Annotated in this window: 7 protein-coding genes; 2 read left to right on the plus strand and 5 right to left on the minus strand. The window is 45.7% G+C overall.

Going from position 1 to position 13378, the window contains the following annotated elements:
- Positions 1-142 precede the first annotated feature (142 nt).
- The gene (gene pulA, locus R7M92_RS00885; RefSeq protein WP_318132500.1) at positions 143-4132 is read left to right on the plus strand and encodes a pullulanase-type alpha-1,6-glucosidase; all 3990 of its coding nucleotides are present in this window, start codon (positions 143-145) and stop codon (positions 4130-4132) included.
- 99 nt (positions 4133-4231) lie between these two features.
- Here the strand turns inward: pulA and R7M92_RS00890 are convergent, their stop codons facing one another.
- The 5 genes from R7M92_RS00890 to R7M92_RS00910 form a co-directional block, all read right to left on the minus strand.
- Entirely contained in the window at positions 4232-5848 is a 1617-nt protein-coding gene (locus R7M92_RS00890; protein ID WP_239933094.1) for an endonuclease, read from the minus strand.
- Positions 5849-6179: 331 nt separating this feature from the next.
- A complete protein-coding gene (locus R7M92_RS00895) occupies positions 6180-7793 on the minus strand; it encodes an alpha-amylase family glycosyl hydrolase (RefSeq protein ID WP_318132502.1) in 1614 nt (537 codons plus the stop codon).
- A 120-nt stretch (positions 7794-7913) separates the two neighbouring features.
- On the minus strand, positions 7914-8420 hold the full coding sequence (locus R7M92_RS00900) for a glycosidase (RefSeq protein WP_238843734.1): 507 nt from the start codon (positions 8418-8420) through the stop codon (positions 7914-7916).
- A 316-nt stretch (positions 8421-8736) separates the two neighbouring features.
- Entirely contained in the window at positions 8737-9546 is an 810-nt protein-coding gene (locus tag R7M92_RS00905; RefSeq protein WP_005374786.1) for a MalM family protein, read from the minus strand.
- A gap of 100 nt (positions 9547-9646) precedes the next feature.
- On the minus strand, positions 9647-10918 hold the full coding sequence (locus R7M92_RS00910; RefSeq protein ID WP_005374784.1) for a maltoporin: 1272 nt from the start codon (positions 10916-10918) through the stop codon (positions 9647-9649).
- 446 nt (positions 10919-11364) lie between these two features.
- Here R7M92_RS00910 and glgX point away from each other — a divergent pair, with 446 nt between their 5' ends.
- Positions 11365-13356, plus strand: coding sequence for a glycogen debranching protein GlgX (glgX, locus tag R7M92_RS00915; protein WP_238843735.1), 1992 nt, complete (start codon positions 11365-11367; stop codon positions 13354-13356).
- Positions 13357-13378 lie beyond the last annotated feature (22 nt).

The raw sequence follows: 13378 nt of genomic DNA on the forward strand, positions 1-13378 counted from the left end.
ATGATTCAGTGTATTAGCATCTAATTGAACATTTCCTTTTTTGGCATCTGCCTTTCTAGCGTGTGCAAAACCTTCTTGATGATTGAGTCAGCGAAGGCAGCGCGCAGCTCAATATCAATTCAATAACAATGGATTTGTAAACGTGGACAATAAGACATTTAAATTATCAACAATTGCCAAAACCGTACTGCCTTTGATTTCCGTCGCGGTAATCAGCGGTTGTGGTAGTGATAGCACGAACGAAGATACGACGACCCCTGGCTCAGGCTTGTACCCTGCGGGAGAGAACGAAGTCGTCATTTATTACAAACGTGACGTAGCATCAGCTTCAACAGCCAGCGACTACGAAGGTTGGGGCTTGCACCTATGGAACGGTGAGGGCTGTACCAGCACAGATTTAGACGCAATGGGCATTCCGGGAACAGGAACGGATTGGTCTGCGCCACACCCATTCGATGGCATCAACGACACCTACGGTGCTTACTACGTACTGAAAATAAACCCTGACGCCTCTGACCCACACGAATGCATGAACTTCATTCTGCACAAAGGTGATGAGAAAGCGTTCGGCAGCGCAAACTCAAAAGTAGAGTTGACGAAAATCGGCGAATCGAAAGGTTTGTTTGGCTTCCACGGCAGCAGTGAGCTTTACTACGAGCCAATCGAAGAACGCCCTGTTGATATTGATGGTCAAAAAGCGCATTGGTTAGACGCCAACACCATCGCGTGGGAAGCGGCGGCCAATGCGGATTCCATGAAGCTGTTCTACAGCCTTAGCAATGACATCAAAATGGATGAAGATAAGCAAATCTCTGGCGGTACAGCGGTTGAGCTGACAAAGGCTGGTGAGTTGTCTGATGGTCTGAAATCACGCTTCCGTCACCTTGCTAGCCTTCAAGCTGCGGGTATCGATGTCGATGACGCGACCTTGCGTACGATCCTGAAGTCACAAATCGTTATGGTGGCTTACAACGCAAATGGTGACGTCATTTCTGCAACTGAAGTGCAAAAACCGGGCGTTTTGGATGCGGTGTTTGCCGATTCCAAGGCAGGTAACGCGATCGGTCAAGAACTCGGTGCGATTGTGGAAGGCGGTGCCGCAACCTTCAAACTATGGGCACCAACTGCCCAAGATGTTGATCTGATAATCTACGATGAAAACTTAGCAGAAGAAGCGACCGTTGCCATGACGGAAGACCCAGCAACAGGTATCTGGGTTTCTGAGGCACAAAGCAACGTTGTCAACAAATACTATCGCTACCAAGTTAAGGTATACCACCCAACAACTGGCGTCGTTGAAACGCGTTTGGTAACAGACCCATATTCAATGAGCTTGTCTAAGAACTCACGATACTCGCAAGTGGTTGATTTAGATGATCCAAGCTTAATGCCTCAAGATTGGAAAAACTACGCACGCCCAACGGTTAAAAAAGACGAAGACCACGTCCTTTACGAGTCACACATTCGTGATTTCAGCTTTAACGACAGCAAAGGCACACCAAGTCTTGATGGCAAATATCTGGCGCTTACAGAACCTGAGCGTGAGTCTGTATCTCACTTACAAGCTTTAAAAGATGCTGGCCTAACAACGCTACATATCTTGCCAGCATTTGATATTGCAACCGTGGATGAAGACGCTGACAAGCGAGTCGATATCACCGACACCGTGGGTAAACTTTGTGGCATCAAGCCAGAAGCCTCCATTTGTGAGACCGAAGATGACGGCAAAGTGATTGAAGAGGTATTAAATAGCTACGACCCAACAACGGGCAAAGCACAAGCGTTGATGAACGATCTTCGCATGCTAGACAGCTTCAACTGGGGTTACGACCCTTACCACTACACCGTGCCAGAAGGCAGTTATGCGACCGATCCTAACGGGTCTAAGCGTATCCTAGAGTTCCGCGAAATGGTTCAAGCGACGCATAAAATGGATCTGAAACTGGTCATGGACGTCGTGTACAACCACACAAATGCATCTGGTGTGAACGAAAAATCAGTACTGGATAAGATTGTCCCTGGGTACTACCACCGCCTAAACGTCAACACTGGCGGAGTCGAAAACTCAACCTGTTGTGATAACACCGCAACCGAGAACTTGATGATGGGTAAACTAATGGTTGACTCATTGATGGTATGGGCGGATGACTATAAAGTCGATGGTTTCCGTTTTGACCTTATGGGCCACCAGCCGAAAGATGTGATGGTTTACGCACTTGAAAAAGTCCGTGAAATTGACCCGAATACCTTGTTCTACGGCGAAGGTTGGGACTTTGGTGAAGTCGCGCAAAACGCTCGCTTCGATCAGGCGACACAAGTCAACATGGCGGGGACAGAAATCGGTACTTTCTCTGATCGTCTGCGTGACGCAGTTCGTGGCGGAAGCCCGTTTGATGGCGGTGTAGATTCTGAAGGTAAGCACCCACTTCGCTTTAACCAAGGCTTTGGTAACGCCGCTTATCCTAACGAAGAAACCAAAACTGACGCAGAATCGGTGAATGGTCGTTTACACAACCAAGATCTGGTTCGTCTAGGTATGGCTGGTAACTTGGCTGACTACATCCTTCTTGATTACAAAGGCGAAACCAAACTGGGTAAGAACGTTGATTACAATGGTGCGCCTGCAGGCTACACAAAAGTGCCATCAGAGAACATCTCTTACGTGTCTAAGCACGACAACCAAACATTGTGGGATAACAACGCCTACAAGATTGCGACAGGCACTTCATCTGCCGAGCGTGCACGTATGCAGTCTGTGTCCCTATCAACGGTGATGCTTGGTCAAGGCATTCCATTTATCCACATGGGTTCTGAGCTATTGCGCTCTAAATCCATGCAGCGCGACTCGTACGATTCTGGTGACTGGTTCAACCGTGTATTCTTCGACGGAAGCGACAATAACTGGAACGTTGGTCTACCACGTGAAGACAAAGACGGTGCAAACTGGGAGTTGATCAAAACCATCGTTGGTGACAGCACGGCGAAACCAGACTCAACCGACATCGAGCTGACTAAGCAACAATTCCTAGAGCTACTAAAAATCCGTAGCACAAGCGAACTGTTCCGCCTAGATACCGCGCAAGAAGTGATGAATCGTGTTGATTTCCGCAACGTAGGGAAAGACCAAGTGGAAGGCTTGATTGTGATGTCTATCGACGATGGTACGTCAGCGGGTGCCGATTTAGATTCGAACTACGATGCTGTCGTGGCCGTTGTGAACTCAACATCAACTGAGAAATCTTTCAAAGTTGCTGGCGCAACTGGTTTCGAACTGCATGAAGTTCAACAAAACTCTGCGGATGACATCGTCAAAGGTGCAAGCTTCACCAATGAAACGTTCACAGTACCAGCACTGACAACAGCGGTATTCGTGCAGCCACAAAACGGCGCGCAAGGTGCTGGCCTACCAGTAAACACGGATAACAAAGACGTATCGAGTATTCCTCCTTACGGCGAAACCGTTGTTTACGTGAAAGGCACGATGAACGAGTGGTCTGATAGCAGTGATTGGGCGATGACCTTTATTGGCAACGGTATGTACTCTGTAACTGGCGTTCTTGAAGCTGGTGAACACGAGTTCAAATTCGCGGACTCTGGTTGGGCAAATCCAAACATCGGTTGTGATGCTGCGAATATAGCTTCTGGTTCACTAGAATTAGGTTCAGAAGGTAACTGTAAGCTGTCTGTTGCTGAAACAGGTAAGTACAACTTCACTCTGAACGCGCTGCATGTTCAAGATGAAAGCGTAGAAAAACCGGTCGTGTCAGTGACCAAGTCAGCAGATGCACCAACATTCGGTGAAACAGCACTTTACTTACGTGGCACTATCACTACATGGGATGCTCCAGCACAAGACTCAACAGCGAAGTTCAGCTATGTTGCAAATGACGTTTATTCGCTAGACATTGACCTAGCGGCGGGCAACTACGAGATGAAAGTTGCGAGCGCAGACTGGGCAGCAGACACCAACTTCGGTGGCGAAGGCAGTGTTGAGCTTGGTAAAGCGCTAACGATGGAAGTCGGTGGCGGTAGTGCAAACCTTAAAATTGCGATTGCAGAAGCGGGAAATTACAACTTCCACTTCAATGCAGCTGACAAGTCAGCACCAATCGTGACAGTAACGAAAAACTAGTTTCATTTAAAAACATCCATAATGAAAAAGGGGAAGCATCACGCTTCCCCTTTGTTTTATTGGCGTCACTAAATGGCGGATACCAAAATCAAGAAGGTGTTAGTTTCCCCAAATCTGTTCAACAAACTCAGGGTGATCAATGAATGGGTTGCGGTTGCCTTGAAAATCAAACACTTGTTGATTCCGATTTCGTTCTTTTTCACTAACAGGATCATTTTTGTGCCAACGCTTAAGCATGTTTAACACCCAAGGTTCAAAAACCGTCGAACTTGAACCATCAAGGACAGCATCCGCATTGCTTGAATTACCTTCCCAATTACCTACAACATTTTCATAACGGGTCGCCATGTAGAAATAAGCACGGGCGAAGTCGCCCTTAAACTCATCAATCGGCTCAAACACCGTACCGGAGTAGCCCAGACTAGTGCTTGCTTGGCCAAGTTTAGAGCCATTACTAGACACGTAGGTCGCGGTGCCCACTTCACCAAATGGCCAATTACTGCGCTTCGCGTTTACATAACCATCGGTTGCAAACAAGTGATGACCGTCTGAGTTCATCGGCTCAACCTTACCGCCAAACCAGCTTTTCGGAAAAGAGTGCTCACGGTTGTAGCAATCCCCTTCCGTTTTGTATTGGCCACATTGGTCTGTGACTTTGGTAAAGCTTACAGTATCGCTACCAGATGGCTTTTCAGAATACATATCGAGAATAGAGCCATCATTTTCGTAATAACGATCAATATCGGCATCTTTTACCAAGGTCCACACCGCAGAATAACCTCGGCTAGTGTGGTTGTTGATGATGTTAAACAGCGCCGTTTTTAGAGCGTAGCCCGTCTTACCAGATGCCGCTTGATAGTAACCATCAACCACTGGTGGGGTCGTCGTTGTGTCACCTAAGTTAAAATCGGTGGTTTCACTTTTCGAGAATTCAGCGCCAGAAGCAAGAGTCTTATCTCCCTCAGTCAGAATGTACGACCCCGCGCCACTGCCACAACAAATGCCGTCACCATACTCGTCTTGAATCGTGAATTGGTAGTTACCGTCAGCTAAGCACATGCTCTTTTCAATGGTGGTTGCTGACTCATATCCCTGACCAGAAAACAGTACTTCGGCTTGGTTGTTTTTTAACGTCCAGCTGGTTTCTGAACCATAGTTATCGGTTGTGAGAGTCAAGACCACTTGGTGATCACTACAACTTTCTACAGGAGGTTGTGTACTCGTCTCAGTCGGTTGAAAATTATCGACGTAGACAACTTCTGAGCCATCAAAACTGGCTTCATCGTAAAAACGCAAACCGACGTTGATGGTCTTGTTCGAGCTCGCTGTGTAATTGTGCGCGAGCTCTTGCCACTGGTTTATCTGTTGTGGGTTCGAGTAATTGTGATAACCATCAACCACCAGACGTGCTTTTACATTTCCTTCGGTATGATAAACCGAGACAGAAAACGGATAGGTTTTCCCTTGCTCCACATTAATGGTTTGCAAAAAGTCGGTGTTGCTTTGGGTACCTGTATTCACGACGACCTGGGCAGCCAGACCACCCGATTTGATTTGCTCGCTGCTTGGCGACACTGTAATGCCAGCGTCAATCTCTGACCACTGCGTAGGTACATTGCCATTCCACTGTTCAAAGTCACCGTTGATAATTTGGCTATATGCAAACGGAGAGCTAACAGCAGCAAGGAGACAGAGGGAGTTCGTTATGGATTTCATTATACTTTTCCATTAGTTATATAAATCCCAAACACGATAAACATATTAGTGGGGCATAAGTAATCCTTCAGTCACATTTTTACGTTGCACAAGTGTTAATTTACTTTTTAATGTGCAGCTTATCTCACAAATATCCATCTGCTGAAAACAAACGCCAATACAAAAAGCGAAGCAACTTGTTGGCTACATCGTCGTGAAACCATTAAGGGAAAAGTAAAACAGACAGAAAAAAGCCAAGTGTGCGCCTATGGGGGTCAGCAACAACACTTGGCTTGTTTATAAGAAAGCTTGTGGTCAGCTCAACTGGTGAGCATCAATTCTGGATAATTCCTTAAGGTTTTACCGCAAAGAATCGTCCTTGTAGTGGCGACATCAGAATCTGATATTGACCATTACTCGGAGTAATTTTTTCATTCGTGAGCAAATCCACCAACTCACCAGTACCAACACTCTCCTGAGTAAGAGCGACGCTTCTAGCGCTCTCTAAGGTATTTAGCGCAAACAAGACTTTGTCCGAACCAGATTGTTTCAAGTCCACATAACTGCCGTTACTCGCAACTAAATTCGTGCGTGACCCTTGATAAAGTGCAGGATGCGCATCGCGCATTGTCATCAGCGATGTCACATAAGATTTGAGATCGGCTTGGTTTGCATCAAGCGTCGCCGTCACGCCTTCAATTTTCGCACTACTGCGCGCAACGTGATCATCGCACAAACCTTGAATGGCACAGGTGCTGTTGTCTTCTTTTGCGGCAAAACCATCCACTTGGTCCCCGATTTCATCACCGTAGTACAACGTGATTGGCCCGGTGTACGCCGCTTGGAAAGCAAATGCAGCTTTATGGCGTAACCAATATTCTACATCATTCACATCCGCTAAATTTCCGCGCTGTAACAAGTCACCAAAGCGCACTAAATCATGGTTGCCGATCATCAAATTCGGCTGCGCATGTGTTGGATATTGGTTGTGTGTGCTGTAGCCATTGTCTAACCAATCCGCACCGCGCCCCCCCACGCCGCTCTCATTCACGGCCAAAGTTTCAACGATGCGATATCGCATAGGGAAGTCAAACGCAGAGCACAATGCTGGATCGCTGTTCGATCCATACGCCTCATTCGCGATTTCAGACTCCCCTTTCCAAATCTCTGCCACCATGTAACCCAACGGATTCACTTGTTCGCCTTTGCTATTGGTGTACGTCACACTTTGTGAGGCTTCATCGACGGCTTTACGAAGTTGTGTCCAAGCGTCTGTCGGAACTTGATAGGCTTGATCTAAACGCCAGCCGTCAATCTTCAGTTCTTTGATCCAATACGTTGCCACTTCTTTGTAGAAATCGAGACTGGCCGGGTAATCAACGGGGTTGCTCGATCCCGATGGCAACAAACCGGAGGGAGATGGTTTGATCAAACCATTCTTATGGTGGCCAAATACGCCATCAAAAAACACGTATAAGCCGCGTTTGTGTGCTTCCTCGACCAAGGTTCTCGCCGTTTCTAAATCACCAAAACGTGGATCAATGGTGAAGTAATCCGTTGCAAAGTAGCCCGTGGCATCCAGACGATCGGCCCAGTGTTCTTGGCCCACTATCGCTTCCGATTCAAAAACTGGCGTCAACCAAATCGCGTTCATCCCTAAATCTTGGATGTAATCGAGTGAATCAATCACTCCTTGCAAATCGCCGTTATGATGGCTGGTGCCATAACCTGTACCGTGACCAATGCTCGCATCACCATCCACAAAACTCTCTACCATGATTTGATAAGTACGAAGTTGGTTACTTTGCGCCATGACATTGGCTTGGCAAGCATAACTGGTATCCGGTAGCGGAGTGCTGCTATTAGTGTCGCCACCACCAGAAGAATTACACGCAGATAAAGCACCAATCACACTTAACGCAAGCAACGATCGAGACAGGCGATGGTTACGTAGGATATTACGCATTTTATTCTCCCTAACTTACTCAAATAAACTACGGAAATTTGAGTAATAAAATTAACCCCGACATGTGTTTCATGCAGGGGTTAATAAATAAAAATAGATTTTAAATAACTGAATGGAATATTATTGGCACTTATTTACCATGACATGAACAGGTTTGCCTTTTCCTTCAAACTGAAGACTCCATACATATTTACCATTTTCTTTAATATCAACCGAAGTATCCGTACCGTAACCACCAAATGTTAATGGTGTTAATTCACCAACGTTCATTCTATTACCTTTTGCGGTAAATTGTGGGAACCATAATTCGGTCGCATACTGCATTTTGTAGGAGCCTACTTTTTCTTGAACCACGGCTTGGTAGAAATTATTCCCTTTGTAGGTGTATTGACGCTGAGGCACGTGTTTCCAATCGGAATCCGCAAAAGTACCCACCACAAATAGTGGTTTAGAAATAGGTCCTTTCGCCGTGCTGTCTGGGTTGTCACACGCTTTCATGAAAGCAACCACTTCGTCTTGAGACATATTAACAACTGGCTCTGTGGCCGCTTCAGGTTCTGCCGTCGATTGACAACCTACTAAGGCAACAAGTAGGGCAGCAGCAAGAGAGGTCTTCATCATGTTCATTTCACGTAATTCCTTTTTAGTATATCCAAAGCAAAATAAACTCAACGGTTAAAAGAAATATTAATCGTTATTAAAATGGAAATATCAAACGCCAAATAAATATCGTCAGATTGCGAATTTAAATCACTTCGAGAAGTTTGTTTATTTCCTAAGTACAAAAAATAAATTAGGAACTGCCATTAATTATTGATCCAACCTATATAAAAAACAAAGTAATAAAAATAATTATGTGAATAAGGTAACTCTATGTAGGGGTATTTTTATTGGTTTATTTTCTATGAAAAAGGTCAGCATTTCGCTGACCTTTTTTATCTGATTATTTTCTATTTACGGCTTTCACAAACACTTGTTGTGCACCTTCGATACCCAGCTCTTTTGCTTCATCAAGCAAAGTGAGCGCTTTCGGAATATCATTCGCTGCGACTGCCGCTTCAATGGAGCTGTAGTAGTAGCTAGTAAGGTCCGTACCTTGGGGAATGTTGTCGTTTTTCGCAACAATCTTAGTATTCACAATATCATTCGCGGATACCGAAAAGCGGAACTGACCAAGTGGGCTATGTTTCGCTAGAGGGTCTGCAATATCTGGCGGCTGAGTGTGGCGCGCCATGGCGAAGGCTTTTGCAGGGTGTAAAACTTGTGTACTTCCTTTTAGATCGGCGGAAGTCGTGTAAACCAACACATGCAGATCGTTACCTGTCATGTCTGGAATCACATTGAGATCAAGTACGAATTTATCATTGTCCAACAGTTTTGCTGGTTCGTACTTAAACTTTGAAAAATCTGCTTGGTAAATGGTTTCTCCTGCCGAGTTCATCACTGCGACATTAGGAGCATAAAATTGAAGTTCTTTACTTACGAATGTCTCTAATTTGATATCGAGACTGCCACGGTTACCTGGAAGAGCAAACGCTGCAATAGCGCCAGCACTGTTACCATCCAACAACATTTGGCTTTTATCAGTCAAAGCGAATTCAGTAACCACAGGCACGTTAAGCGGTACCCATTGAATATCACCCGATTGCGTGATCACTTGTTGCTGACCTTTTGGACTCATCTCTACTTGTTCTACAGACGCACAACCAGTAGCCAACATGCCCAGCAGTACGGGAGCAAGCCATTTTTTCATTACTGTCTACCTCGACTCTTTATTGTTTTTTAAATAAATACAGCCAGATAAGTTCTGGCTGTATCATTCTAGGACAATTTAGGACTTAGTGGTTAGATGATTACCACCAAGCTTCAGCTTGTACACCGAACTGGAACGTATCGTCTGAACGACCGTTGTCAAATGTGTTTGAGTTGTCTTCTTTGTCAGCCGTTAGGTAAGAAGCGTAAACACGGATTTCAGGACGAGCCCAGAAGCTAGAACCAGCAGACCATGCTTGTGCAACAGTTAGCTTACCGTATTTGTTTTCTTCGCCGTCGTTATCGTCGATAGCGTAACCAGCTTCGAAGATAGTTTTGTGGTTGTCATCCCATTTGTACATTGGACGAACAACAACAGACATTGTTTCCCACTTGTCTTGGCCAGCCCACATGTCTTCACCAACACCGTACACTAACTGGTGACCCATTTCCCAGCTGTCGCCCATGCCGATTACACCCCAGTTGATTAGGCGGTAACCAGATGCACCGTTGTCAGCTTCTGCGCCGTACCAGCTACCGTCGCCGTAGAATGCCATTGTTTTTGAGTAACCTTCAGTACCGTACTGAAGCACTGTTTTGTTGAAACCAGCGTCTAGACCTTGAGTCAATTCTGCTGTGAACATTACACCGTTTTTCGCATCTTTAGTGCCGTTTGGCGCAGCGTCAGTTTCGTTAAGAATTGCGTAGTTCAAGCCCATTTCTAGAGAGCCGTTGTCCCATAGAGGAAGACCTGCGTAACGTACGTCTAGAGTGTTTACGTTTGTTGCGCCACCATCGTTGCCTGGGTCTGCGATATCGCCGCGGTCGTTACGAACCCAAGCGAAAGAAACTTTACCAGGACCAGCTTCGATACCTTCAACACCAGCGCCCGCGCCAGAGATGTTCCAGTAGTAGAAGTCAGAGATATGAATGTCGTGACGTTGGTAGTAGCGTTTACCTGCCCAAAGCGTTGCTTCAGGAGCAAAGTTTAGTAGGCCTTTAGCTTGAACGTTGAACTGACGTAGTGCGAATTGTGCATCGTCTACACATTTCACTTCGCCGTTATCCAAACCACAGTTAGCAGAAGTGCTTTCCCAGTCGTTTGAACCGTTAGAAGTCATTGCGACCATAGAGTCTACGTAGAACGTTTTGCCGTTGTTGTTGTAAACTTCTTTACCTAGTTGAATCTCGCCGTAGATATCGCTTTCATTACCTAGACGACCGATCTTGTTCTTTTCGAATGTTAATTGTTGACCACCGTCAGCGTTCACGCCAACGCCAGCACGCATGTAACCGTGGAAATCCACTGCGAATGCAGAACCAGCAGCTAAAGTTGCAGCTACAGCAGCAGCAATTGCACTTACTTTTTTCATTCTTAACTCCATTAAGGGTATTTATAATTCTGTCTTCCCTGCTCACTCTTTTAGGTGAATATAGGCAGTAAAAACACACCTAAAGAAAGAGAGGTAAGATGGGAACGAATCCCCGTTTGTTTCAACAGTTGTGAGATTACCCGAGGCGTACAAGGATGACTTCCTCCGCCCTAAACTAATTTAAGGGGGATGAGAAGGGAGTAGAAAATTTACCGAATGGTGTTTTTTCGAGTCAGATCACCAATCTAGGGAGGAATTAGTAAGTTTGTTCGGTTTTGAGCCGCTACAAAGTGATAGCCATTTCATATTTTTGACTCTAAGCCGTCACATAAAGTAATTAAATTACACGAATATTTTTATATTTAGGGTGGTTGACCTTAGTAAGACAAAGTTTTTAACTTATAGTTTCCTAAAGGTAGCAATAAATATTAAATAAAGTATCTCCGATGACACGACTTCTCTCTCGCCCCTACCCCCTGGGCGCAACATTGAATAAAGAAGGCTGTAACTTCTCTATTCATGCTCCAGGCGTAAAAGACATTCAACTGGCATTGTTTGCAGACAATGGCAGCTACGAGCTTCACGGTTTACCGAATGAATACGCTGGCATACGTCATACTTTTATTCCAGATATTAAGCCGGGGCAAAAATACGGTTATCTTGTCTCCCACAAGGACGAGCCACTGTTAATTTCTGATCCGTACGCAAAATCAATAGATAAAGCCCTCCACTATCACCCTCCCTACTCTCCAGCCAAAAGTTTCGATATGCCGAAGTGCGTCGTTATCGAAGATGATTTTGACTGGCAAAACACGGATCACCCGCGTATACCCAGAGAAGAGATGGTGTTGTTTGAGACGCACGTCAAAGGGATTACCCAACGCCACCCAGAGGTTGAGGACAAGCTGAGGGGGCGCTATTTAGGTCTTGCATCACCTGAAATGCTGGCCTTTTACGAACAACAAAACATCAACACGCTGCAATTGCTACCTGTCGCAGCATGCATGCATGAGCCTCACCTACTAGAGATGGAAAAGGTCAATTATTGGGGATACAACCCTTATCTCTTTATGGTGCCCGATCCGCGCTACGCAGAACAAGACGCCGTTACGGAATTAAAAACAACAATTCGCGAATTGCATAAAAACGGCATCGAAGTGATTCTCGACGTGGTTTACAACCACACTGCTGAAGGTGGTGAAGGGCCTACAATTTTCAACCTGAAAGCCCTCGACTCCTGTTTTTACATCAAACATGGCAACCACTTCGCCAATTACACTGGCTGCGGAAATACAGTGGATCTCACCTACCAACCAGCCTTAAACCTTGTGATGGATACATTGCGCTACTGGGTTAGCGAATTTAAAGTCGATGGCTTCCGTTTTGACTTGGCTGCAACGTTAGGTCGACAGGGCGATGATTACAACCCAGAAGCAGCTTTCTTTAAAGCCGTTGCGCAAGACCCAATTTTGCGTGAAACCAAATTGATTGCCGAGCCTTGGGATATTGGTCCAAATGGCTACCAAGTGGGTAACTTTCCATTTGGTTGGAACGAATGTAATGACAAACTGCGTGATATTTCCCGCAGTTTTTGGCGCGGTGATCAAGGCTATTTAAAAGAGTTTGCCACTCGATTAATGGGCTCTCGTGACATTTATAGTGCAGCGAACTGGCCATACAAACTCACCGTAAATTACATCACGTATCACGATGGCTTCACACTGCAAGATTTAGTGTCTTACAAGCACAAACACAATGAAGCTAATGGCGAAGAAAATCGCGACGGCCACGGTGACAACCGCTCAGAAAACTACGGTGTCGAAGGCGAGACAGAAAATCTGATGATCATCGCCACGCGTGAGAAGCAAAAACGCAACCTTATTGCTAGCTTGCTGTTTGCCTTCGGTATCCCACACATTCTCACTGCTGATGTTCTGTCTCACACCCAAGGCGGTAACAATAATGCCTATTGCCAAGACAACGAAACCAGTTGGCTGAACTGGGAAGAGACAGAACGTAAGCAACATTTCAAAGCATGGATGTCACAAATGGTCGCCAACCGAAATCAATACATGGTGCCATTTATCCGAGCTTTCAGTGGCGAGAATCGCAATAACAACCGTATTTTCTGGCGCCGTACAGACGGTCGCTTAATGGAGCACGATGATTGGAACCGTTTAAGCTCTGTCGCACTTCACCTTGGTATCGGTAAAGAAGGGCAAGAGCTGGTTTACCTCATCAACCAAACTAACGCCACAGCGCGCTTTAAGCTCCCCAATGAGCGAAAGCAAGAGTGGGTGACGATCTGTGATACAAACGTACGTAACCTCAACCCAGGACATGCTGAAGGCGAAGTCTTGCTGTCACCCACCTCGATGGTGATTTTGCACTATCAACCAATCCAAAGCACACCAAAAGGTGAGCAAACGCGTAGCTAAGTTATAAACGCTCCAAAAAAGG

The sequence above is a fragment of the Vibrio sp. Vb2880 genome (assembly GCF_033337975.1).
Classification (GTDB): Bacteria; Pseudomonadota; Gammaproteobacteria; order Enterobacterales; family Vibrionaceae; genus Vibrio; species Vibrio alginolyticus.

What these genes read in the sequence shown, in the direction of transcription:
- glgX (WP_238843735.1), top strand. Translation starts at nt 11,365, where the DNA reads ATGACACGACTTCTCTCTCGCCCCTACCCCCTGGGCGCAACATTGAAT.
- R7M92_RS00895 (WP_318132502.1), bottom strand. Translation starts at nt 7,793, where the DNA reads ATGCGTAATATCCTACGTAACCATCGCCTGTCTCGATCGTTGCTTGCG.
- R7M92_RS00905 (WP_005374786.1), bottom strand. Translation starts at nt 9,546, where the DNA reads ATGAAAAAATGGCTTGCTCCCGTACTGCTGGGCATGTTGGCTACTGGT.
- R7M92_RS00910 (WP_005374784.1), bottom strand. Translation starts at nt 10,918, where the DNA reads ATGAAAAAAGTAAGTGCAATTGCTGCTGCTGTAGCTGCAACTTTAGCT.
- R7M92_RS00890 (WP_239933094.1), bottom strand. Translation starts at nt 5,848, where the DNA reads ATGAAATCCATAACGAACTCCCTCTGTCTCCTTGCTGCTGTTAGCTCT.
- R7M92_RS00900 (WP_238843734.1), bottom strand. Translation starts at nt 8,420, where the DNA reads ATGAACATGATGAAGACCTCTCTTGCTGCTGCCCTACTTGTTGCCTTA.